The following is a 21,484-nucleotide window of genomic DNA, read 5'->3' as shown; positions in this document are numbered from 1 at the left end:
TCACATACGCCAGCGCCGCCGGATCCACCTCCACCGGCCGCTCGAGCCCCGGCCCACCGTCACCCTCCGGGCTCAGCTCCCCGGCCACCGCGCCGCCGCCCGGCACGACTTCGTCGGCCACCGGGCCGACCCCAGCGGGGGCGCCCCCGTGCTCGTCGGCCGGTCCGACCAGTGCTGGCTCATCGCCGGCAGCCCGGATCAGCACCTTCGCCCCGGCCCGGCCGAGGATCCGCCTGCGCCGCGTGGCCGGCTGGTCGATGCCGACCGGCACGTACACGCCCCCGGCGGCCAGCACCGCGAGCACCGCGACGATCTGCTCGGCACCCTTGGGCAGGCACACCCCGACCGCGTCACCCGACCCGACGCCGGCCCGCACCAGCGCGCCGGCCAGCCGCAACGACCGCTCGGCCAGCTCCCCGTACGACACCGACACCCCGTCGCCGAGCACCGCCGGCCGCCCCGGATCCCGCCCCGCCCAGCCGAAGAACCCCTCGTGCAACAGACCCACCGGCACCTCGACGGCGGTGTCGTTCACCCGCTCCCGCACCGCCGCCTGCCCCGCCGGCAACCCCACCGGCGCCGACCAGTCCCCGTCGACCAACCGGTGCAACAACCCCACGTACGCGTCGAACATCGCCTCCGACACCCCGGCCGGAAACAACTCCGCCACCACGTCCCAGTTCAGGTACAGGCCGCCCTCACGCTCGGTGACCTGGTTGTCCAGCCACACCTGCGGGGTCTGCGAACTGGTCCACACCGGGTCCCCGAAGCGCGTCCGCACGTCCGCGCCGAAGAGTTCACCAAGGCTGAGCGCGCTGGTGAAGACCACCGGCGCGAGCACCGCCCGGTCCACCCGGTGCCGCGCCAGGTCGCGCAGCACGTCCACCCCGGAGTACGCGCTGTGCGCGACGTCGCGGGTGAACTGCTCGTGCAGCCGGCGGGCCCGGTCGACGAACGGCACCTCGTCGGTGGCGTCGACCTCCAGCAGCAGCAGGTTGGTGAAGTCGCCGCTGAGCAGCGGCACGTCCGGGTGGTACGGCGTGCGGTCGTACAGCGGCAGGTTGAGCAGGAAGCGCTGCCGGCTGCTCCAGGCGGCCAGCACCTCGGCGAACGCGGTCAGGAACACCATCGGCAGGGTCACGCCGTGCTCGCGGGCGCGGGCGGCGAGGCGGTCCCGGTCGGTGCCGGGCAGCCAGTGGTGGTGGCGGGTCACCCGGTGCCCGCTGACCCGCTCCGGCGCCACCGCGACCGGCAGCTCGGGTCCGCCGGGCAGGTCCGGCAGCCGGTCGCGCCAGTAGACGGACGCAGACTGGCGCGCGGCCTCCCGGCGGCGGGCGTGCACGGCCAGGTAGCGCGGGTAGCTGTAGTCGATCGGCGGCAGCGGCTCGTCCGGCCGGTCGTAGAGGTGGGCCAGGTCGGCCAGGAGCACCCGGAAGCTGTGCGCGTCGGCGACCAGCATCTCGATCTCGACGTGGATCCGGGTGTGGTCCTCGGGCAGCAGGCTGAGCTGGATGTCGAACACTTCGCCCCGGTCCACCCGCAGGCTGCGGTGCGACAGCGTGTCGCGCAGCTCGCCGAGGCGCCGGTCCCGCTCGGCCGGTGTCCGGTCGCGCAGGTCGTGCACGGTCAGGCCGGGCCACGCCCCGTCCGGGGTGATCTGCTGGCGGCCGTCGTCGAGGAACCGGGCCCGCAGCATGTCGTGCCGGCGCACCAGCGCCCGCACGGCCCGCTCCAGCCGCGACGGGTCCACCTGCCGGCCGTCGAACTCGTTGTAGAAGTGCGCGCCCACGCCACCGAGCGCCTGCTCGCCGGCCCGGCCGACCCAGTAGGCGTGCTGCATGGTGGCCAGCGCGAACGGCGCGTCCGGGTCGACGGCCTCGGCGTCCTCGACGGCCGGCGCGGGCGGCGGGTCACCGCCGGCCTCTTGCGCCAGGGCGTGCCACTGTCGCACGGTGCGGTGCTCGATGAGCTGGCCGAACGTCAGGTTCGCGCCGACGGCCGACCACCGGGCCGCCAGCCGCATCAGGCCGATCGAGTCGAGACCGCGTTCGAGCAGGTCGTCGTCCGGCGACACCGGCTCCTCCAGCAGCCCGGCGACGTCGTCGCACATGCCGTCGAGGGTCAGCGTGGTCAGCACTGGCATGTCCACTCCGGTCAGGCGCGAGGTAGGCGGATCGAACGGTCGGCGAACCCGATGAGGCCGAGTCCCTCCAGGCCCGAGCGGACCCGAGGGGTCAGCAGGCCGATGTTGGCCAGTGCGGTGACCACGCGGGCGAAGATGGCCTGCCGATACTTGATCATCAGCTCGTTGTGCGCGGCGAAGTCGACGCCCTCGTCGCGGTCGACCTCGATGCGGTCCCACACGTCCTCCAGCAGGAACCGGCGGCGCATCAGGCTGGCCGAGTCGAGCACCATCTCCTCCCGGTCGGCCCGCTCCGCGCTGGTCATCTCCGCGTAGATGCCCTCCAGCGACAGCACGCCGAAGGACACGTGCCGGGCCTCGTCGCGGGCCACCAGCCGGGTGATGTCACAGATGAGACGGTCGTGGAAGGTGCTGTTGGCCAGCCGGAACGCGGCCATCGCCAGCGCCTCGACGATGATCTGCATGCCCAGCGCGGTGATGTCCCAGCGGGCGTCGGACAGCAGGTCCTCCAGCAGTTCGGCAAGCGCCGGGTTGATCGGGTACGGCTCGGGGACGTTCTCCCGCAGGTAGCGCGAGAACGCCTCGACGTGCCGGGCCTCGTCGGCGGCCTGGCTGGCCGCGTAGTACTTGCTGTCGAGGTCGGGGACCACCTCGACCAGGCGGGCGGCGACCACCAGCGCGCCCTGCTCACCGTGCAGGAACTGGCTGACCATCCAGGACTGCAGCTCCCAGCGGAACGTGTCCCACATCGGGCGACCGCGCGCGGCCAGCGGGGACGCCTCGAAGGAGGCCATGGCGAACGCGGAGTCGTCGGGCAGCGGCTCACCGAACGGCACCGGGATCGACCAGTCCACGTCGGTGCTGGCGTTCCACTGTGCGCTCTTGGCCCGCTCGTAGAGGGAGAGCACCCGAGGCATCTCGGACTCGTACCGCCACGTCAGCCGAGCCGGCACGGGCGTGGTGACCGACAGACCAGACATGCGCCCAAGGTACCGACAGACAACACAAGATGCCAGACCCTTGATGACAGATACGCGGGCGGCCGGGTACCGTCGCAGCGTGGCGCCCCGAGAACTACCGGCCTCCGTCGGCCAGCGACTGCTCGGCATCATCGACCACTACCGCGCCGACCACGGAGCGCTGAACTGCCCGCTGCTGTGCCGGGTGACCGGGCCGGTCGACCTCGCCGCCCTGGCGGCGGCACTGACCGCGCTGACCGCCCGGCACGAGGCGCTGCGGACCACCTTCACCGGTCGCGGCCCCCGCCTGGCCCAGCTCGTGCAGGACCCGCGACCTGTCCCGCTGCCCGTGGTCGACCTGCGCGACGCTCCCGACCCGCGCGCCGCGGCGGAGGCGGCCGTCGCCACCGAGCTGTCCAACCGGGTGGACGTCGCCGCGTGGCCCACCCGGGCCACCGCCTGGCGGGTCGCCGACGACGAGGTGGTCCTCTGCTTCACGATGCACCACCTGGTCACCGACGCCTGGTCGTGCGGGCTGCTCTTCGAGGAACTGCGCTCGCTCTACGCCCGGCACCTGGGCCGGCCCGTCGACCTGCCCCCCGTGCCGTGGCAGTACGGCCAGTTCGTCTCCTGGCAGGAGGCCCGGCTGGCCGGCACCGAGCTGGACCGGCAGCGGGAGTTCTGGCGTGCCCAGCTCACCGGGCTGCGGCTGCCCCGGCTGCCCTACCGCGAACCACCGCCGGGCGCCACCCCGGGCGTGCTGGGCCGCGACCTCGACGCGGCAGTGGCCGGCGGGCTGCGGGACCTGGCCCGGCAACACCGCACCACCCTGTTCACCGTCACGCTGGCGGTCTACTACGCGGTGCTGCACCGGATCACCGGGCAGGGCGACCTCGCCGTCGCCTCGCTGTTCGCCAACCGCAGCCACCCGGACAGCCAGCGCACCGTGGGCTTCTGCGCGAACATGGTGGTGCTGCGCACCCGGCTGCCCCCGTTCGCCACGTTCCCGGCACTGCTGGCGGCCACCCACGCGACCACCGCCGCCGCGTTCGCCAACCAGGAGCAGCCCTATCAGGCCGTCTCGACCGGCAGCGCCAACCTGGGCGGCCGGGTCGACGACGTGGTGTTCCAGATGATGGCCGAACTCGACCACCGGGTCCCGGTCGGCGACGCCGACTTCGAGCTGCTCCTGCCCGAGGCGATCGGCAGCCGGTTCGGCACCGAGCTGGCCGTCGCGCCGCGCGGGCCGGGGCTGCGGGTGGTGCTGTTCCACACGCCCCGGCTGGCGCCCGCCGACGCCGAGCGGCTGCTGGACGGCTACGTCGCGGTCGCGCGCACCGTGGTGGCGCAGCCGCGGACGCCGCTGTCCGCCCTGCTGCGCCGCTGACCCGCACCGCCACGACGGTGGTCCGGCCGGCGCGCTCAGCCCCGGATCAGCTCGGCCCCGCGCTCCCCGATCATGATGCTGGTCAGCGCCGCCGGCGCCCGCAGCGGCACCGGCACGATCGAGGCGTCCACCACTCGCAGGCCGGGCACGCCGTGCACCCGGCAGTGCCCGTCGACCACCGCCCCGGCGTCGCCCGCCGGGCCCATCCGCGCGCCACCGACCAGGTTGAGCCGGCTGTACGTGGTGTTGCGCAGCACCTGGTCGAGCTGCTCGTCGTCGCCGACGACCGCGTCGTCCACGAGCGCGAAGCGGGAGACGGTCTTGGTGAACGCCGCCTGGTTGGCGATCTCCCACGCGTGCCGGTAGGCGTCGCGCATCCGGGCGAGATCGCCGTCGGCGGCGTAGAAGTTGAGGTCGACCACGGGCGGCGCGGCGGCGTCGGCGGAGCGGACGCCGACCCGGCCCCGCGAGGCCATCGCCATGTCGCCGATCATCACCGTGTTGATCAGGTCGGCGCCGACGAGCCGGTCCAGCCCCGCGCCCGCGCCGCGGGTCGTGCTCATCCCGGTGAACAAGCTCAGGTAGAACCCCTGGTCGGCGGCGTGCCCCGGGATGCCACCGAGCCGCCCGATCAGCTGGGTACGCGGCCAATCGCCGCCGACCGCCCCCGGCTCGGGCACCACCAGGATGATCGCGCCCGGCTGGTCGATCACGTCGGCGCCCACGCCGGGCAGGTCCACCAGCGGCGTGACCCCGGCGGCCCGCAGCTCGTCGGCGGGGCCGATGCCCGAGCGCAACAGCAACGCCGGACTGTAGGGACTGCCCGCGCAGAGGACCACCTCGCCCGCGCCGATCGTCTCGCCGCCGACCCGCACCCCGACCGCGCGGCCGTCGGCGAGCAGCACCCGCTCGACCTCCGCGTCGCCGCGAACGGTCAGGTTGGGCCGGGACCGGGCCGGGTCGAGGTGGGTGAGCGCGGTCGACATGCGCAGCCGGTCGTGCCGGTTCTGCGGATACATCCCGATGCCGACCGCGTCCGGGGCGTTCATGTCCTCCTGGTAGTCGTGCCCGAGCGCGAGCACCGCCTCCAGGAACCCGTCCATCGCCGGCGTCAGTTGCCCACGAGCCCAGCGGGTGATCGGCACCGGGCCGTCGGCGCCGTGAAAGTCGCGGTCGCCGAACTGCTTGTCGCTCTCCAGCCGGCGGAAGGCGGGCAGCACCGCCGGCCAGTCCCACTCCGGCAGGCCGCGGCCCCAGGCGGCGAAGTCGGCCGCCGGCGCGCGCATCGCGCCCCGGTCGTTGATCCGCGTCGAGCCGCCGACCACCCGACCGCGGCGCAGCGGCGCCTCGCGCCCGCCGACGACGGTGGCGCGCAGGTCCCAGTCGAAGCCGTCCTCCGCCTCCACCGAACCGGTGCGCAACGCCTCCGGCCCGGCGTCGGCGGCCAGGTCGGGCCCGGCCTCCAGCAGCAGCACCGAACGCCCGGGCTCCTCGCTCAACCGCGCGGCCAGCACCGCGCCGGCCGCTCCCGCGCCGACGATGACGTAGTCGTAGCGAAGCATGGGCTCAGCGTAGCCGAAGATCCGACATGCCATCGGCAGCGCATGTGCTATCCGCGATTCTTCATTAGACTGTTCGGCATGAGCGCAGGCCCGGAAATCATCCCCACGCTTCGCTACCGCGACGCGCCGGCCGCCGTCCGCTGGCTGGTGGACGTCGTCGGCTTCCGCGAGAACCTGGTCGTCCCCGGTCCGGACGGCACCATCAGCCACGCCCAGCTGACCTGGGGCGACGGCATGGTCATGCTCGCCTCCGAGACCGACGGCAGCGACGGGCGGCTGGTGCTGGAGACCGGCCCCGGCGCGACCTACGTGGTCCTCGACGACGTGGCCGCGCACTACGACCGGCTGGTGGCGGCCGGAGCCGAGATCGTGCAGAAGCTGCGCGACGAGGACTACGGCGGTCAGGGCTACTCGGTGCGCGACGCCGAGGGCAACATCTGGAGCTTCGGCTCCTACCGGCCCGGGGCGTCCTGACCGGTCGCCTCGTCCAACAGCGACGCGGCCAGCTCGGCGCGCAGGTCGCTGACCGTGCCGTCGAAGGTGGCCAGCCACCACGCCCGCCGATACCAGTGGTGCAGCGGCTGCTCCCAGGTGAAGCCACTGCCCCCGTACGTCTGGATGGCGGTCTCGCAGGCGGTGGTCGCGGCCTCGCGCCCGGCCACCGCGGCGGCGGCGACGGCCCGGTCGGCGGCCGGGCCCGGCTCCGCGTCGACCGACCAGGCGGCCCGGTAGGCGAGTGAGCGGGCCGTCTCGATCCGGCCGTACAGCTCCGCGAGCGGGTGCGCCACCGCCTGGTTGGCGCCGATCGGCCGGCCGAACTGGGTGCGGGTGGTGGCGTACCCGGTGGCCCAGGCCAGGGCGCGCGACGCCACGCCCACGGCCTCCGCGGCGAGCAGGGTCAGCGTGCGCCGCCGGATCTGCGCGAGCACGCCGGCGCCCGCTGGTGCCGGCACCAGCGGCGTCGACGCCACCGCCGACAGCTCCACCGTGGCGGCCGGCCGGGTCGGGTCCAGGCCCGCCCGGTCCGGCGGCACTGGACACCGGGCGCAGCGCGCGGACCCGTCGACCAGCCGCAGCTCCACGCCGTCCGGACCGGCCACGGCGACCACGAGGTCGACCGCCTGCGCCGCGTGCGGCACCGCGACCTTGCGCCCGGTCAGGGTGCCATCGGCGGCGACGACGCAGCCCCCGGCCCGGTCCGCCGCCAGCAGGCCGGCGAGCGTGCCGGGGCCGGATCCTTCCTCGGCCCAGGCCAGCGTGGCCGGCCGGCGCACCGTCCGGCCGCCGGCGTGCAGCGCCGGGCCGGCCAGGCCGACGGCGGCCCACCAGGGCAGCGGGCTGCGCGCGTGACCGAGCTGCTCGGCGAGCAGGGCCAGCTCGACGGTGCCCAGCTCCGGGTCCAGCCAGCCGAGACCGGCGACGTCGGCCCAGGCCCGGTCGTCGTCGGCACACGCGCGCTCGTCGGCGAGATACTTCGCCGCGGTGTCGCGCAACGCCTCCTGCTCGCCGGTCAGTGCGAAGTCCATGGTGCTGTCTCCTCCACAGGGGACGGGCGGCGCGTCAGTACGACCTGGGCAGGCCGAGCACCCGCTCGGCGATCACGTTGCGCAGCACCTCCGAGGTGCCACCCTCGATGGTGTTGGCGCGGCTGCGCAGCATCTCGCGCTGCCAATAGCGGTCCCACCCGTCCGGCTCGCCGCCGGCGGTGAGCAGCACGGCCGACGCGGTCAGCCGCTGGTGCGCCTGCGACCAGCGCAGCTTGACCACCGACGTCTCCGGCCCCGGCGTCCCGGTGCGCCGCAGCTCGGCCAGGGCACGCCGGTTGGTCCAGCGCAGTCCCTCCAGCTCGACGTAGCGGGCGGCGATCTGGTCGCGCACCAGCGGGTCGGTGTCGCGGCCACGCGCCCGCGCGGTCGCGACCAGCCGGCGGAACGCCACCTCCAGCCGGGCGGTGAGCGTGAACCCGAACGTGCCGCGCTCGTGGGCCAGCGTGGTCATCGCCACCCGCCACCCGTCGCCGAGGTCGCCGACCACCGCGTCGAGCGGCACCCGCACCTCGTCGAACTCGATCTCGGCGAACTCGGCCTCGCCGGTCATCTGCCGGATCGGCCGCACCGTCACACCGGGCGTGCGCAGGTCCACCAGCAGGCAGGACAGGCCTCGGTGGCGTTTGGCGTCCGGGTCGGTGCGGACGAGCAGCAGGCAGTGGTCGGCGAGGTGGGCGTAGGAGGACCAGACCTTGCGCCCGGTCACCACCAGGGTGTCGCCGTCGCGGCGGGCTGTCGTCCGCACGGCGGACAGGTCGCTGCCCGCCTCCGGCTCGGAGAAGCCCTGGCAGAAGATGATCTCGCCGCTGAGGATCCGGGGCAGGTACCAGGCCCGCTGGGCGGGTGATCCGCAGGCGATGACGGTGGGGCCGACCATGCCCAGGCCGATCACGCCGATGTGTTCGCCCGCCTCGGCCCGGGCGCTCTCCTCCAGGTAGATGGCCTGGTGCACCGGGGACAGCCCGCGTCCGCCGTACTCCACCGGCCAGGTCAGCCCGGCGTAGCCGGCCTCGTGCAGCGCGGCGCTGAAGGCCCGGTTGGCGTCGACGTCGTCCCACCGCCCCCGCGCCGGTGCGCCGTCGGCGCCGGCGGTCACCGGCACCGACCGGGCCAGCCAGTCACGCAGCCCGGACCGGAACGCGGCCTCCTCGGCGCTGTCACGCAGATCCATGCGCCGCATCGTACTCGTATCTGCTTTTGATGTGCAGTATCTTGTGTCGACGGGCGGCACGCGCAGGAGGAGGTCCGGATGGCCAGTCTCGCGGACGACGCCGCGGTCGAGCGGACCGCGCCCGGGCGCTACCAGGCCCACCTGGCCGAGGACTGGTCGGTGTGGGGACCCAACGGCGGCTACCTGGCCGCTGTCGCCCTGCGCGCCGCCGGCGACGCCGCCGGCGGACTGCTGCCGGTGAGCCTGAGCTGCCAGTTCCTCGCCCCTGCCCGCTACGGCGAGGCCGACCTCACGGTCGAACGGGTGCACGGCACCCGGCGGGCCGCGGCGTTCCACGTCACGCTGCGCCAGCGCAACCGCCCGGTCCTCGCCGCGCACGTGTGGACCGTCGCCGACGGCTTGGTCGGCCCGGAGCGCCGCTGGATGCCCGCGCCGGAGCTGCCCCAGCCCGACGAACTGCCGGCGCTGGTCGACCTGATGCGCCGCGACGGCCTGCCGGTGCTGCCGATCTGGGAACGCTGCTACGAGGTACGCCTGTCCGGCTGGCCGGCCGGCGGCTGGTCGCCGCAACGCGACGGCGTGCCGACCGTGCGCGGCTGGCTGCGGCTGCACGAGCCGCTGCCCGCCGGGGCGGACCCGTGGCTGGCCGCCGCCCGGCTGGTGTTCGCCGTCGACGTGGTGCAGTTCCCGGCGATCGTGCAGGCGTTCGAGCGGACCACGTTCATGGCCCCGAGCATGGACCTGTACGTCGGCTTCCAGGCCGGCGGCGACGCCGGCGAGTGGCTGCTGGTCGAGGGCGAGGCCGCCTCGGCCAACGGCGGCACGCTGGGCGCGCGGGCCCGGGTCTGGTCCGACGGCGGGCATCTGCTGGCCACCGGCGGCCAGCAGATGCTCTACCGGATGGCCAGCCCGGCCTGACCGGCCGCCGCCGTCAACCGGCGGTGCGTCGCGCGAACCGGCGCAGGGCCACCAGCAGGCAGACCCCACCCAGCCCGAGCACCCAGGCGAGCGTCTGCAGCACCGGCACCAGCACCGGCCCGCCGGCGGAGAGCCCGACCAGCGCCTCGGTGGCGACCGAGAACGGGTTGGCCCGCACCACCGGCTGCACCACCGACGGGAACGCCGACACCGGCACGAACCCCGAGGAGAAGATGAACAGCAGCGTCGCCGGGCCGGTAAGCGACGGCGGCAGCGACTCCTCGTCGCCCGGGCCGGAACCGCGCCACAGCGCGATCGCCGCCCACATCGCCCCGAACAGGGCGACCACCGCGAAGAACCCCACCACGGCCACCGCGCCCTGCCGGAACCGGAACCCGAGCAGCAGCGCCACCGCCGTGGTGAGCGCGCCGATGACCACGATGCGCAGCACGTCACCGGCGACCCGGCCGGCGAGCAGCGCCCCGGGCCGCACCGGCATGGTCCGCAGCCGGTCGACCAGCCCGCCCTTGAGGTCGCGCAGGAAACCCACCGCGCTCGACGGCGAGCCGAACGCGGCGGTCGAGAGCACCACCAGCGGCGCGAGCCGCTCCAGGTAGTGCTGGCGGTCGCCGTCGCCGACGATGCGGCCGAAGACCACGAACTGGGTGAGCAGGAGCAGCACCGGGAACGCGAACGAGTAGATCAGCGCGGGCGGGGCACGGAAGAACCGGCGCAGGTTGCGCCCGGCGAACAGCGACGCCTGGGTGACAGTGCTCATCGGGTCCTCCGGAACGAACGGGCGGCGGCGAAGCCGAACAGCAGGCCGAGGCCCAGCAACCAGACCAACGCCGGCCACACCCGCTGGTCGGCGCCCTCGGTGGACAGCGCCCGCAGCGCGTCGACCTGGGCGGAGAACGGCGACACCCGCACCACCGGCTGCAACCAGCCCGGGAACGCGTCGACCGGCACGAAGGCGGTGGACACCGTGGTCAGCACCAGGTACGGCAGGGTGAGCGCGGAGTAGACGTGCTCCGGGTCGCGGGCGCCCAGGCCCAACGCGGCGCAGCCGGCCGCCAGCACGACCGCGAAGCCGACCGCCAGCAGCACGAAACCCACCGCGCCGGCCGCGCCCGCGGTGAACCGGAAACCGACCACCACGGCGGCGACCAGGATCACCGCCACCGCGACGGCGGCCCGCGCCGCGTCCACCACCAGCCGGGCGGCGGGCACCACGGCGGCGCCCATCGGCAGCGTCCGGTAGCGGGCGATCAGCCCGCTGCGGGCGTCACCGGCGACCATGTAGCACGCCGACATGGCGACCAGGACGGTGGTCTGCACGACGATCGCCGGCGGGAGGAACTGCTCGTAGGCGATCCCGTAGTCGGACATCAGCCGGTGGAACACCACCATGAAGCCGGCGAAGAACGTCAGCGGGAACACCACGGTCAGGCCGATCGACCGGCCGGCGCGCGCCTGCCGCAGGTTGCGCGCGGCCAGCACGGCGAACTGTCGCGCCGCTCCGGCGGCCGGCGGGGTCGCGACGCTCACCGCCCGGCTCCCGCCACGTCGGGCACGCCGGCGGCCGACCCGGTCAGCGACAGGAACACCTCGTCCAGGGTGGGCCGGCGGACCATCACGTCGTCGGCCTGCACCCCGGCGGACTCCAGCCGGCGCACCACCTCGGTCAGCGTGCCCGGCCCCGCGGCGACGCGCAGCACGTCGTCGTCCTCGGTCAGCTCCGGGAACGCCTCCCGCAGCCGCGCGGCGGCGGCCTCCCGCGCCCGCGGGTCCTCCACCCGCACCTCGCAGACCGCACCGCCGAGGCGGCCCTTCAGCTCGTCCGGGGTGCCCTCGGCGACGACCCGCCCGTGGTCGATCAGCAGCACCCGATCGGCCAGCTGGTCGGCCTCCTCCAGGTACTGCGTGGTCAACAGCACCGTGGTGCCGTCGGCCCGCAACTGCCGGACCACCTCCCACAATGCCCGCCGGCTGCGCGGGTCGAGACCGGTGGTCGGCTCGTCGAGGAACAGCACCGGCCGGTCGACCACCAGGCTCGCGGCCAGGTCGGCGCGGCGGCGCAGGCCCCCGGAGTAGGTCCGGACCGCCTTGCCGGCCACCTCCCCCAGGTCGAACCGCTCGACCAGCTCGTCGGCGCGCGCCGCGGCGGCCCGCCGGTCGAGCCCGAGCAGGCGGCCGAACAGCACCAGGTTCTCCCGGCCGGTGAGCATCTCGTCGAGCGCGGCGAACTGGCCGGTCACGGCGATGCTGCGGCGCACCTGCGCGGCCTGGTCGACCACGTCGAACCCGGCCACCCGGGCGCTGCCCGAGTCCGGTTTGAGCAGCGTGGTGAGACAGTGGATCGTGGTGGTCTTGCCGGCGCCGTTCGGGCCGAGCAGGCCGACCACCTCACCGGCGGCGACGGAGAAGCCGACCCCGTCGAGCGCCGTCGTCGCGCCGAACGACCGGCGCAGCTCGTGGACCTGGATCATCTGCTCTGACATCGCACCACCCTCACCCCAGGAAACCCTGGCACCATATCAACGCTCGTGTGTGTAATACCAGATACAAGAACGACTTGGTCAGCCGTCGACGGCGACGCGCCGCACCCCCCGGCGGCGGCGTGACGACGCCGCGAAGGCGGCACCGCTGCGGTCGACCACACCGGAGCGCACGCACTCGACCGCGATGTCCACCCCGGCCGCCACGTCGGCCGGGCCGGCCGCGCCGTGGCAGACCACGCACACGCCGCGTACCCCGAGCAGCGCGCCGCCGGCCTCGGCGGCCAGCCCCCGGCGCACCGCCGCGGTGACCTGCCGCTCCCGGTCGCGCGCGAGCGCGCCGATCGGCGAGAACGCCCGCACCGCCGCCAACGCCAGACCCACCGTGGCGTCCAGCGTGCGCTCGTACATCTTCAGCGCCACGTCGCCGGTGAACCCGTCGGTCACCGCCACGTCCACCCGTCCGCCCAGCACGTCGTACGCCTCGATCTGGCCCAGGTAGCCGGGCATCGCGGCCAGCAGCAGGTGCGCGTCGCGGCGCACCGGGCCGCCCTTGACCGCCTCGTGTCCGTTGGACAGCAGCCCGATGCGCGGCCGGTCGATCCCGAGGCGGCAGCGGGCGTACTCGGCGCCGAGCACCGCGAACTCGACAAGCCACTCCGGCTGCGCGGCCGTCGTCGCGCCGATGTCGAGCAGCACGGTCGGCCCGGCGTCCGGCACCGGCAGGACCGTCGCCAGGGCCGGACTGGTCACCCCCCGCACCCGCCCCAGCCGGGCCACCGCCGCCAGCACGGCGGCGCCGGTGTTGCCCGGGGTCACCATGGCGTCGACCCGGCCCGCCGCCACCTCCGCCGCGGCGAGCAGCAGGGACGAGCGCCGCTTGGCGTACGTGGCGGCCACCGGGTCGTCGGCCATCCCCACCACGTCCGGGGCGTCGAGCAGCCGTACCCCCGGCGGTGGCCGACCGCCGGGCAGCAGCGGCTGGACACGCTCGCGCGGGCCGACCAGCACCACGTCCGTGCTTCCCGCGGCGGCCAACGCGCCGGCGACCACCGGCTCCGGCCCGAGGTCGGCGCCGGCGACGTCGACGGCCACCCGGGGCCGGTGCCCGGCGGCGCTCACCGCGACGCCCCGGCGGCCGACCGGTCCCCCGGACCGGCGCCGTCCGGTGCGGGTTCCGGCCGCCGTGCCGGTCGGTCCGATGCGGCGGCCGGTGGCGGGATCGGACCTGACCGCGACCGGCCGGCGGGCGTCGAGGTCAGCCAGCGTCGCAGCGCGGCGCGCGCCGGGGCGCGTTCGGCCGCGAACGCGACGAGCAGGTCGTCGGTCCGCGCCGCCGCGGGTCCGGGTGGATCGTCTGCCGCCAGGTCGGCGGCGAGGTCGTCGACCCGCACGGCGAGCACCGCGCCCCGCCAACCGAGCGCGTAGCCGAGCGCGGCCTCGTCGACCTCCCCGGCGCGTCCGGACAGGCCGGCCGTGGCCCGGGCGTGCGGATCCACCAGCTCGACGGCGGCCAGCAGCGCCTCGGCCTCCGCGAGGACCGCCGCGCCGGCGAACCGCCACGCCTGGTCGGCCGTCCAGCGCCCGCTGCGGCGGGCCCGGCCGACCAGGTCGAACAGGCGCCGCAGGAGCGTCGCCAACGCGCCCACCGCCGGCCGGCCGGTGGCCGCGGCCAGCGTCGCGGCGCGCGTCGCGGGGTTCGGCGCGAACGGCCGCACCCGCAACCGGGCCACCTGGACCAGGGGTTGCGGCCCGGTGCGGTACGCCTCGGCCAGTGTCCGGTAGCCGTCCGCGCCCCGGGGCGGGCCGGCGGCGAAGCGTTCCAGCCGCCACTGCAACTGGTCGAGCAGGATGTGGCTGGTGCCGTCGAAGACGCCGTAGAGCAGCACGTCGCGCACCCGGGCGGCGTAGCCGAACTCCTCGACCAGGGCCCGGGAGCCGAGCACCGTGCGGCCCTCGGTGACGGCCTCCTCGGCCAGCCGGCAGCAGGCGTACTTCGCCACGGCGGTGGCGTGCGCGGCGGCCGGCCCGAGCGTGTTGATCAGAAAGGTGGCCTTGACGGCGGCTGCCGCGACCAGCACGTCGAGAGCGGTGGCCCGGCACAGGTGTTCGGTGATCGCGCCCAGGCCGACGATCGGTTCGCCGTAGACGTCGCGCTCCCGGGCGTAGCTCACCGCCTGGGTCAGCGCCCCGCTGGCGGCGCCCGAGGCCAGCGAGCCGATGCCGCCCCGGGACAGCGCGAGGGTCAGCCGCAGCACGCCCGCGCCGTCCCCGGGCGCGCCGACCGGTTGCGCCCTGGTGGCGTCGAGGCGTACGCCGGAGATGTCGGCGGCGGCCGTGGGCAGGGTGCGCCAGGCAGGCAGGGCGTCGACCGAGCCGTCCCGTTCGGCGAGGAACAGCCCGAGATCCTCGCCGCCGTCGACCCGGGCCAGGGTGACCAGCAGCTCGTGCCGCCGGCCGCCGTTGATCAGGTGCTTCTCGCCGGTGAGCCGCCAGCCGTCGCCGTCCGGCACCGCCCGGGTCGCGATGCGGGCGAGGTTGCTGCCATGCGCCAGCTCCGTGAGCAGCATGGCCGCCGAGCCGCCGGCGCGCAGCACGGCGCCCGCGCGGTCGCGCTGCGTCGCGGTGCCGGCGATGTAGAGCGGCAGCAGCGCCAGCGCGTTGACCCCGAGCGTGATGGCGAGGCTGCCGCTGTGCCGCGCGAGGACGGCGTTGAGCGCGTTGACGTGCACAGCGGTGGCCGTGTCCGGGTCGTACACCGCCGCGACGCCGAGCGAGCGCAACTCGCCCAGCACGTCGTCCGGGGGTGTGCGGGTCGCGTCGGCCTCGGCCAGGCGCCGCGCGACGCCGGGCCGGTCCAAGTGGTCGGCCAGGGCCGGCAGCGGCACCAGCCGGTCCAGGGGCAACGGGCTGAGCCGCCGCCACGCGGGCGCTTCGTCTGGGGTCACCCCGGCACCTCACCGCCATCCCGACAGCACATACGAGATACATGCTAGGCGAGAAACCAACAAGCAAGGGATACCGGATCTCTGTTCTCCCGCTACGCTCGGGCCATGGCCACGGCTGGACTGCTCCTCGCCGCCGGCGCCGGCCGCCGGTACGGCAGGCCGAAGGCGCTCCTGGCCTACCGCGATGGCCTGCTCGTCGAACACGCCGCCGGGATCCTCACCACCGCTGGCTGCGACCCGCTCGTGGTGGTGCTCGGCGCCGCCGCCGACGAGGTACGCGCCCGCGCCCGACTGCCCCAGGTGATCCACAACGAGGCGTGGCCGACCGGCATGGGATCGTCCCTGCGCGCCGGGCTGGCCGCGCTCGTGCCCACCCTCGCCGTCGCCGCCGTGGTCACCCTGGTCGACATGCCCGGCCTCACCCCCGCCGCCGTACGCCGGGTCGCCCGCGACGCCACCGCCGGTTCGCTCGCGGTGGCCGCCCACCCCGACGGGGGCCACGGACATCCGGTGCTGCTCGGCCGCGACCACTGGGCCGGAGCGGCCCGGGCGGCGGTCGGCGACCGGGGCGCGCGCGACTACCTGCGCGCGCACCGCGACCGGCTACGGCTCGTGCCGTGCGCCGACGTCGCCGACTTCACCGACGTGGACCGGCCCGAGCAGGCGGGGCTGCTCGATGCGTGAGCACCTCGACGACCTGCTGCGGTGGTGGCTGGCGGACCGGCCGGTGGCCGCGGCGACGGTCACCGGCACCACGGGCAGCGCGCCGCGGCCGGTCGGCGCGACCATGCTGGTCGGCCCGGACGGCGTGGTCCTGGGCAGCGTCTCGGGTGGCTGCGTGGAGGCGGCGGTGCACGCCGAGGCCGAGCAGGCACGCGAGACCGGGACCGCCCGGGCGCTGCGCTACGGCGCCGGCCGGGAGGCGGCGACCGGCGTCGGGCTCACCTGCGGCGGCGCCATCGACATCTTCGTCGAACGCCTCGACCGGGTCACCTTTCCCCGCCTGGACGAGGTGGTCGCCGCCGTGTGCGCCGGTCGGCCGGTGGCGGTGCTGACCTGCGTCGCCGGACCCCGACACCGGCTGGGCCGGCGGATGCTGACCGGCCCCTGGGGCGAGCACGGCTCGCTCGGCGACGCGCGGCTCGACGCGGCGGTGCTACGTGACGCGCGGGCGTCGTTGGCCGCCGGTCGCACCGAGGTGCGCCGGCACACCGTCGACGGCGACGACGTCGCGGTGCTCGTCACCGCATACCCGCCGCCGCCGCGGATGATCCTGTTCGGCGCGACCGACCACGTCGCGGCGCTGGCCACGCTCGGCGCCCAGCTCGGCTACCGGGTGACCGTCTGCGACGCCCGGCCCGCGTTCGCCACCCACCGGCGCTTTCCCGCGGCCGACCAGGTGGTCGTCGACTGGCCGCACCGCTACCTGGCCGCCGAGGCCGCCGCCGCCCGGGTGGACGGGCGGAGCGTGCTCATCGCGATGACCCACGACCCGAAGTTCGAGCTGCCGCTGCTGCGGGTGGCCCTCGCCGGCCCGGCCGCCTACGTCGGCGCCGTGGGGTCGCGCCGCGCGCACGCCGAGCGCCTCGCCCGGCTGCGCGAGGACGGCCTCGACGAGGGCGCGCTGGTCCGGCTCGCCGGCCCGGCCGGGCTGGACCTGGGCGCGAGCACGCCGGCCGAGACCGCGGTGAGCATCGCCGCCGAGGTGATCGCGGTCCGCGCCGGCCGGGCCGGTGGGCCGCTCGGCCGTGGCCGCGGACGGATCCACACGTCGCCGGCCGGCCCGTTCGAGGTGTCGGCCCACCCGTACACCAACGACGCCCTGCTCAGCGCAGAGGGCGGCCGGCCGTGACCGCGGGTGAGACGGACCGGCCGGTTGGCGGCTCGCGCGGTAGCGGGCGGCGTAGGCGGTGCGGCGCAGCGCCCCGTACTCCTTGATCGCCGAGGTGATCAAGGGGCCTCAGCGTTGGTTTTTCGCTGGAAGCTACGGACGGGCCCTCACCCGGGCGTGTCGCCGCCAGAGGGGGCAGTGCGGTCGCCGTCACCGCGGCGTAACCGGGAGAACCCCGAGGTTCCGGGCCCGCACCGGTTTCCTTGTCCGGAGCGCCGGGAAGGCTCGGGCATGGCCGAGACATTCGTGAGCGAAGACCTGAAGACGCTGCAGTCGATGGCGCGCGGGGCCGGGATTCCGGATGCCGAGCGTCTGTCGCACGACGACCTGGTGGAGGTGTTGCGCCGCGCCGGACTGGCCGACGGCACCCAGGACGACTGGCCGGACCAGCCGATCGAGGACCCGGCGCACCTGGCCGGACTGCCCCGCAGCTCGCTTCGGCAGGGCGACGAGAGCACCGGCGGTCGCGCCGCCGAGGAGGCGATCGGCGCCCGGCCCGGCGATTCCGGCACCGAGATCGACGACCGCGCCCAACGCTGAGGCGGTCGTGGGCCGCCCGCACCGGCGGGCGGCCCACGTTCTCGTATCCTCCCCGCATGCTGTCGCAGGTGACCGGGCTGTCCCGACACTTCACGGAGGAGTCGCTGCGGGCCTACCTGCTGAGCCGTTCGGAGCGCTCGCCCGCCGGCTGCCTGATCGTGCGCGGCTACGGCGGCCGGCGCGGGGTCCACCAGAAGCTCGCCGGACGGGCCTGGGCGCACGTCGCCGCCTACGCGGTGTTCGTCGGCGGCTACCGGCCGGACCTGGAGGTCCGGCACGACTGCGGAGTCCCCGACTGCATCGAGCCGACCCACCTGCGTCAGCTCAGCCACGCCGACAACTGCCGGGAGCGTCGACAACGGCCGACGTGCCGCAACGGGCACGAGCGGGAGGTCGACCCGGCCACCGGGCGGCTCCGGAAGGTGTGCCGACGCTGCAACAGCGATGCCCAACGGCGGTGGCGCGAGCGGCGTGCCGCCGAGGTGGCCGCCGCCCGGGCCGGTTATCGACCCTGACCGGAGCCGAGTCCTGCTACACCAGTTCAAATCCTTACGCACAAGAACTGTCATTATGGTGCTAGCCCAACTTGTCCATAATGTCCGTCCAATTGAAGAAATATTGTTGCTGGTAATTTCTTAATTTGGGCGTGCGTGGCCGATGAGCCGGACGGCCCGAGTCAGGCCGCGTCCTGCCGGTCGTTCACCGGTGGTGCACACGGTGCCGCGACTGGCGGCGTCCCCGCTGCGGCGGCTGAGGAACACCGATGTCGGCTTCACGCGCATGTCGGTGCGCCGACGGTGCCCGGTCGCGGCGGGCACCCGGCCCACCGCGATCGGTACTACGGTGGCTCCAACAACGCCGATCCACTCCGGAGGCAGCGATGCCAGCGTCGTCGCGTGAGGTCGTCGAGCGGGTGCTGCGCGCCGGCCGGGAGCAGGACGTCGAGGCGTTCGTGGCCCTGATGGCCCCGCAGGGGTGCATCGAGTGGCCGTTCCGGCCGGCGGGTGTGCCCGGCCGCGCGCAGGGGCACGCCCAGATCCGCCGGCACCTGACCGAGGCGGCGAATGCCCTGGTCACGATCGACGAGCACCGCGACCTGGTGCTTCACGAGACCACCGACCCGGAGGTGGTCGTCGTGGAATACGAAGCCCGCGGCAGCGTGGTCGCGACCAACGCGCCGTTCGAGCAGACCGTGATCGCGGTGTTCCGGGTCCGGGACGGCCGGATCGTGTCCTACCGCGACTACATCAACCCGCTGGCCCTGCTCGCCGCTCTTGACGAGGGAGGCGGCTGATGGAGACCGACGGACGCGACCGGCACTCGTCCTCGTTCGGCGCGGCGGCCACCGCGTACGCCGAGCACCGCCCGGACTACGCGCAGGCCGCGGTCCGGTGGGCGCTGCGGGCCGCACCCGGCCGGCGGGTGCTCGACCTCGGCGCCGGCACCGGCAAGCTGACTGCCACGCTCGGCGCGGTCGGCGCCGAGGTCACCGCCGTCGAGCCGGACCCGGCCATGCTGGGCGAGCTGCGCCGCGCCCTGCCCGACGCGCGGGCGCTGTCGGGCAGCGCCGAGGCGATTCCGCTGCCGGACGCCGCCGTCGACGCCGTGCTGGCCGGCAACGCCATGCACTGGTTCGACATGGCGGCGGCGGGCCCGGAGATCGCCCGGGTCCTCGCCCCCGGCGGCGTGCTGGCCGGGCTGTGGAACGTGCTGGACGACCGGGTCGACTGGGTCGCCGGGCTGGCCGAGGTCAGCGGGAGCGCGGCCGTCGGCCCGCGAGACACACCCGCCAGTTGGCGGGTCGAGACGGCGCGGATGCACCTGCCGAGACACGGCGCGCCGGCTCGGTTCGACGGCCCGGAGCAGGCCGAGTTCCCGCACGGGCAGCGCCGCGCCGCAGACTCCCTGGTCGCGACGCTGGCCACCCGGGCCGGGATGCTGGTCATGCCGGAGCCGCAGCGCGCGACCACGCTCGACCGGATCCGCGCGTACCTGGCGAGCCGCCCGGAGACCGCGCACGGTGAGTTCACAGTGCCCATGCTGACCTGCGTGCTGCGCGTGCGGCGGCGGTGAACGGCGCGGACGTCCGCGCGGCCGCCACGGCGATGGCCGCCGCGCTGTTGCCGGCCGCCGACCGCGACTGGACGGTACGCGCGGGCGACCTGGACTGGTCCTGCTGGACCACCGCCGCGCACGTGGCGCACGACCTGGTCGGATACGCCGGCCAGGTGGCCGGCCGTCGCACCGACGGCTACCTCCCGTTCGACCTGCGGGTCCGTCCGGACGCACCGCCCGCCGAGGTGCTGGCCGTGGCGGTGGCCGCCGCCGGGATGCTCGCGGCCGTGGTGGACGCCGCCGACCTGGCCGACCGGGGCTGGCACTGGGGTCCGTGCGACGCGGACGGGTTCGCCGCGATGGGCGTGGCCGAGATCCTGCTGCACACCCACGACGTGGCCCGGGGCCTCGGCCTGGCCTGGCCACCGCCGGCCGAGCTGTGCGCGGCTGTGGTGCGACGGCTGTTCCCCGACGCGCCCGCCGGTGACCCGGCGCCGGTGCTGCTCTGGCTGACCGGCCGCGCCCCGCTGGGCGGTCGACCGCGCCGGAGCGCCTGGACCTGGCGGGCGGCGCGCGGCTGAGCGCGGCCGGGCTCCTGACCTGGGACGACGGTGCTCAGACTTCGGCGGTCGGCCTTTGCCCAGGCATTGCTGTCCGCCGCCTGCCGGTGCCGAAGATCCGCGCGCAGCCCACGACTCCGGCCACCATCAGCACCAGCCCACTGACGACGTCGGCGACCCGGCTCGGCCAGGGCAGGTTGCGGGGGTGGTGAACCGACCGACGACGAACGGTTCGAGCATCGCGCCGAGCGGGACGACGAGGCGGGCGGCCAGCCCCCACGGATCCGCCCGGTGGGCGATCGCGCCCACCAGGCCGAGCGGGCCGCCGACGACCACGGCCGCCGCCAGCCAGAACAGGTTGGCCGCCCAGTCGCCCCGGTCGAACATCCCGAACGCCGTCCCCACGCCGTAGTGCACGACGCAGGCGGTGAGCAGGGCGACGACTCCCGCGGCGGCGGCCGGCGCGGGCGCCGGACGAGCCACCCGGACAGCACTGCCAACCCGGCCCAGGCCTCCCGGCGTTGACCAACTGACTCAGTGTCAACCGGCTGGCCAACAGGGTGTCCGCCCGGCCTTCGAGTTGGCCCGCAGTCGTCACGTTCGAGGCCAGCGACACCAACGCCAGCACACTCGCGGCGACGACGACCAGGCCCCACCCCCGTCGAGTCATGGCCCGAGGGTACGCAGGCGCGGCCCGGCCCCCGCGGTGGGCCTACGTCTCAGTTCAGCTGCTCGGCCAGGGCGAGGATGATCCCGCTCGGGCCGCGCAGGTAGCAGAGCAGGAAGCTGTCCTCGAAGCGCGTCACCTCGCCGACGAGTTCGCCGCCGAGCGGACGCAGGCGGGCGAGCGTGGCCTTGATGTCGTCGACGGCGAACATGACCCGGTGCAGGCCCAGCGTGTTGGCCGGGGTGACCGCCGGCTCGGGGATGATCGACGTCGGGGCGTGGTAGGTCGCGAGTTCGAGCCGACCCGGCGCGTCCGGGATCCGCATCATCGCGATCTCGCTGCGCATGTCGGACAGCCCGACGACGCGGCCCGCCCAGTCACCCTCGATCGGCATCCGGCCTTCCAGCTCCATGCCGAGCGCGGTGAAGAAGGCGACCGCGGCGTCGAGGTCGTCGACCACGATGCCGACGTTGTCCATCCGGTGAATCGTCACGCCCCGAGGATAGGACCGAGGTACGACGTCACCGGCACGCCGAGCCGCGCGGGTCTGTCAAGTTAACGGCTGATCTTGGTTGTTGAGGTGGTCAGTGGTTGGCCGGGGTGAGCCGGCCTTCGAAGGCGATCTGGAAGGCGTTCAG

Annotated in this window: 21 protein-coding genes and 1 pseudogene; 10 read left to right on the top strand and 12 right to left on the bottom strand. The window is 75.0% G+C overall.

What is annotated here, in order from left to right:
• The coding region (locus AB0H28_RS29500; protein WP_358047236.1) for a condensation domain-containing protein at positions 1-2,143 on the bottom strand (2,143 nt) is incomplete at its 3' end.
• An 11-nt stretch (positions 2,144-2,154) separates the two neighbouring features.
• A complete protein-coding gene (locus AB0H28_RS29495; RefSeq protein ID WP_358047234.1) occupies positions 2,155-3,123 on the bottom strand; it encodes a ferritin-like domain-containing protein in 969 nt (322 codons plus the stop codon).
• Between the two features lie 79 nt (positions 3,124-3,202).
• Here AB0H28_RS29495 and AB0H28_RS29490 point away from each other — a divergent pair, with 79 nt between their 5' ends.
• Positions 3,203-4,489 carry a condensation domain-containing protein gene (locus AB0H28_RS29490; protein ID WP_358047231.1) on the top strand — a complete coding sequence of 429 codons (1,287 nt, stop codon included), beginning with the start codon at positions 3,203-3,205 and terminating at the stop codon, positions 4,487-4,489.
• A 35-nt stretch (positions 4,490-4,524) separates the two neighbouring features.
• Here the strand turns inward: AB0H28_RS29490 and AB0H28_RS29485 are convergent, their stop codons facing one another.
• Entirely contained in the window at positions 4,525-6,051 is a 1,527-nt protein-coding gene (locus AB0H28_RS29485) for a GMC family oxidoreductase N-terminal domain-containing protein (protein ID WP_358047228.1), read from the bottom strand.
• Positions 6,052-6,129: 78 nt separating this feature from the next.
• On the opposite strand from AB0H28_RS29485, the gene AB0H28_RS29480 reads away from it, so the two are divergent.
• A complete protein-coding gene (locus AB0H28_RS29480; RefSeq protein WP_358047226.1) occupies positions 6,130-6,525 on the top strand; it encodes a VOC family protein in 396 nt (131 codons plus the stop codon).
• On the opposite strand, the gene AB0H28_RS29475 is transcribed toward AB0H28_RS29480, so the two are convergent.
• Entirely contained in the window at positions 6,504-7,577 is a 1,074-nt protein-coding gene (locus AB0H28_RS29475; protein WP_358047223.1) for an acyl-CoA dehydrogenase family protein, read from the bottom strand. The genes AB0H28_RS29480 and AB0H28_RS29475 overlap by 22 nt on opposite strands.
• A 34-nt stretch (positions 7,578-7,611) precedes the next feature.
• Positions 7,612-8,769: an acyl-CoA dehydrogenase family protein gene (locus AB0H28_RS29470; RefSeq protein WP_358047220.1), complete on the bottom strand. Its 1,158-nt coding sequence runs from the start codon at positions 8,767-8,769 to the stop codon at positions 7,612-7,614.
• 78 nt (positions 8,770-8,847) lie between these two features.
• Here AB0H28_RS29470 and AB0H28_RS29465 point away from each other — a divergent pair, with 78 nt between their 5' ends.
• Positions 8,848-9,687, top strand: a complete 840-nt coding sequence (locus AB0H28_RS29465; RefSeq protein ID WP_358047217.1) for a thioesterase family protein — start codon at positions 8,848-8,850, stop codon at positions 9,685-9,687.
• Between the two features lie 13 nt (positions 9,688-9,700).
• On the opposite strand, the gene AB0H28_RS29460 is transcribed toward AB0H28_RS29465, so the two are convergent.
• From AB0H28_RS29460 to AB0H28_RS29440, 5 genes are all read right to left on the bottom strand, one after another.
• The gene (locus AB0H28_RS29460) at positions 9,701-10,465 is read right to left on the bottom strand and encodes an ABC transporter permease (RefSeq protein ID WP_358047215.1); all 765 of its coding nucleotides are present in this window, start codon (positions 10,463-10,465) and stop codon (positions 9,701-9,703) included.
• Positions 10,462-11,235 carry an ABC transporter permease gene (locus AB0H28_RS29455; RefSeq protein ID WP_358047212.1) on the bottom strand — a complete coding sequence of 258 codons (774 nt, stop codon included), beginning with the start codon at positions 11,233-11,235 and terminating at the stop codon, positions 10,462-10,464. The genes AB0H28_RS29460 and AB0H28_RS29455 overlap by 4 nt, the downstream gene beginning before the upstream one ends.
• Positions 11,232-12,188: an ATP-binding cassette domain-containing protein gene (locus AB0H28_RS29450; protein WP_358047209.1), complete on the bottom strand. Its 957-nt coding sequence runs from the start codon at positions 12,186-12,188 to the stop codon at positions 11,232-11,234. Before AB0H28_RS29450 ends, AB0H28_RS29455 begins: the two co-directional genes overlap by 4 nt.
• A 78-nt stretch (positions 12,189-12,266) precedes the next feature.
• Entirely contained in the window at positions 12,267-13,307 is a 1,041-nt protein-coding gene (locus AB0H28_RS29445) for a phosphate acyltransferase PlsX (RefSeq protein ID WP_358047206.1), read from the bottom strand.
• Positions 13,304-15,133 carry an acyl-CoA dehydrogenase gene (locus tag AB0H28_RS29440; RefSeq protein ID WP_358047203.1) on the bottom strand — a complete coding sequence of 610 codons (1,830 nt, stop codon included), beginning with the start codon at positions 15,131-15,133 and terminating at the stop codon, positions 13,304-13,306. Before AB0H28_RS29440 ends, AB0H28_RS29445 begins: the two co-directional genes overlap by 4 nt.
• A gap of 105 nt (positions 15,134-15,238) precedes the next feature.
• On the opposite strand from AB0H28_RS29440, the gene AB0H28_RS29435 reads away from it, so the two are divergent.
• The 7 genes from AB0H28_RS29435 to AB0H28_RS29405 all read left to right on the top strand — a co-directional run bounded on the left by AB0H28_RS29435 (position 15,239) and on the right by AB0H28_RS29405 (position 20,200).
• Positions 15,239-15,817, top strand: coding sequence for a nucleotidyltransferase family protein (locus AB0H28_RS29435; RefSeq protein WP_358047200.1), 579 nt, complete (start codon positions 15,239-15,241; stop codon positions 15,815-15,817).
• On the top strand, positions 15,810-16,985 hold the full coding sequence (locus AB0H28_RS29430; protein WP_358047197.1) for an XdhC/CoxI family protein: 1,176 nt from the start codon (positions 15,810-15,812) through the stop codon (positions 16,983-16,985). Before AB0H28_RS29435 ends, AB0H28_RS29430 begins: the two co-directional genes overlap by 8 nt.
• A gap of 270 nt (positions 16,986-17,255) precedes the next feature.
• Positions 17,256-17,564, top strand: a complete 309-nt coding sequence (locus tag AB0H28_RS29425; RefSeq protein ID WP_358047194.1) for a hypothetical protein — start codon at positions 17,256-17,258, stop codon at positions 17,562-17,564.
• 56 nt (positions 17,565-17,620) lie between these two features.
• Positions 17,621-18,079, top strand: a complete 459-nt coding sequence (locus AB0H28_RS29420) for an HNH endonuclease (RefSeq protein ID WP_358047191.1) — start codon at positions 17,621-17,623, stop codon at positions 18,077-18,079.
• A gap of 365 nt (positions 18,080-18,444) precedes the next feature.
• Positions 18,445-18,858 (top strand): nuclear transport factor 2 family protein, encoded by a 414-nt coding sequence (locus tag AB0H28_RS29415; protein ID WP_358047188.1) that lies wholly within the window; start codon positions 18,445-18,447, stop codon positions 18,856-18,858.
• On the top strand, positions 18,858-19,637 hold the full coding sequence (locus AB0H28_RS29410; RefSeq protein WP_358047185.1) for a class I SAM-dependent methyltransferase: 780 nt from the start codon (positions 18,858-18,860) through the stop codon (positions 19,635-19,637). Before AB0H28_RS29415 ends, AB0H28_RS29410 begins: the two co-directional genes overlap by 1 nt.
• Positions 19,634-20,200: a hypothetical protein gene (locus AB0H28_RS29405; protein WP_358047183.1), complete on the top strand. Its 567-nt coding sequence runs from the start codon at positions 19,634-19,636 to the stop codon at positions 20,198-20,200. The genes AB0H28_RS29410 and AB0H28_RS29405 overlap by 4 nt, the downstream gene beginning before the upstream one ends.
• 34 nt (positions 20,201-20,234) lie before the next feature.
• On the opposite strand, the pseudogene AB0H28_RS29400 reads toward AB0H28_RS29405, so the two are convergent.
• Both AB0H28_RS29400 and AB0H28_RS29395 read right to left on the bottom strand, forming a co-directional pair.
• Positions 20,235-20,849, bottom strand: a pseudogene (locus AB0H28_RS29400) (hypothetical protein).
• 49 nt (positions 20,850-20,898) lie between these two features.
• Positions 20,899-21,339 carry a VOC family protein gene (locus AB0H28_RS29395; RefSeq protein WP_358047180.1) on the bottom strand — a complete coding sequence of 147 codons (441 nt, stop codon included), beginning with the start codon at positions 21,337-21,339 and terminating at the stop codon, positions 20,899-20,901.
• Between the last annotated feature and the right edge of the window lie 145 nt (positions 21,340-21,484).

Origin of the sequence: Micromonospora sp. NPDC050980 (assembly GCF_040653835.1) — a bacterium.
In the GTDB taxonomy this organism is placed as follows: Bacteria; Actinomycetota; Actinomycetes; order Mycobacteriales; family Micromonosporaceae; genus Micromonospora.
Note: the sequence above shows the minus strand (reverse complement) of the source record. Positions and strands in the feature narration are given on the sequence as shown.

What these genes read in the sequence shown, in the direction of transcription:
- AB0H28_RS29495 (WP_358047234.1), bottom strand. Translation starts at nt 3,123, where the DNA reads ATGTCTGGTCTGTCGGTCACCACGCCCGTGCCGGCTCGGCTGACGTGG.
- AB0H28_RS29485 (WP_358047228.1), bottom strand. Translation starts at nt 6,051, where the DNA reads ATGCTTCGCTACGACTACGTCATCGTCGGCGCGGGAGCGGCCGGCGCG.
- AB0H28_RS29480 (WP_358047226.1), top strand. Translation starts at nt 6,130, where the DNA reads ATGAGCGCAGGCCCGGAAATCATCCCCACGCTTCGCTACCGCGACGCG.
- AB0H28_RS29475 (WP_358047223.1), bottom strand. Translation starts at nt 7,577, where the DNA reads ATGGACTTCGCACTGACCGGCGAGCAGGAGGCGTTGCGCGACACCGCG.
- AB0H28_RS29470 (WP_358047220.1), bottom strand. Translation starts at nt 8,769, where the DNA reads ATGGATCTGCGTGACAGCGCCGAGGAGGCCGCGTTCCGGTCCGGGCTG.
- AB0H28_RS29465 (WP_358047217.1), top strand. Translation starts at nt 8,848, where the DNA reads ATGGCCAGTCTCGCGGACGACGCCGCGGTCGAGCGGACCGCGCCCGGG.
- AB0H28_RS29460 (WP_358047215.1), bottom strand. Translation starts at nt 10,465, where the DNA reads ATGAGCACTGTCACCCAGGCGTCGCTGTTCGCCGGGCGCAACCTGCGC.
- AB0H28_RS29450 (WP_358047209.1), bottom strand. Translation starts at nt 12,188, where the DNA reads ATGTCAGAGCAGATGATCCAGGTCCACGAGCTGCGCCGGTCGTTCGGC.
- AB0H28_RS29435 (WP_358047200.1), top strand. Translation starts at nt 15,239, where the DNA reads ATGGCCACGGCTGGACTGCTCCTCGCCGCCGGCGCCGGCCGCCGGTAC.
- AB0H28_RS29430 (WP_358047197.1), top strand. Translation starts at nt 15,810, where the DNA reads ATGCGTGAGCACCTCGACGACCTGCTGCGGTGGTGGCTGGCGGACCGG.
- AB0H28_RS29425 (WP_358047194.1), top strand. Translation starts at nt 17,256, where the DNA reads ATGGCCGAGACATTCGTGAGCGAAGACCTGAAGACGCTGCAGTCGATG.
- AB0H28_RS29420 (WP_358047191.1), top strand. Translation starts at nt 17,621, where the DNA reads ATGCTGTCGCAGGTGACCGGGCTGTCCCGACACTTCACGGAGGAGTCG.
- AB0H28_RS29415 (WP_358047188.1), top strand. Translation starts at nt 18,445, where the DNA reads ATGCCAGCGTCGTCGCGTGAGGTCGTCGAGCGGGTGCTGCGCGCCGGC.
- AB0H28_RS29410 (WP_358047185.1), top strand. Translation starts at nt 18,858, where the DNA reads ATGGAGACCGACGGACGCGACCGGCACTCGTCCTCGTTCGGCGCGGCG.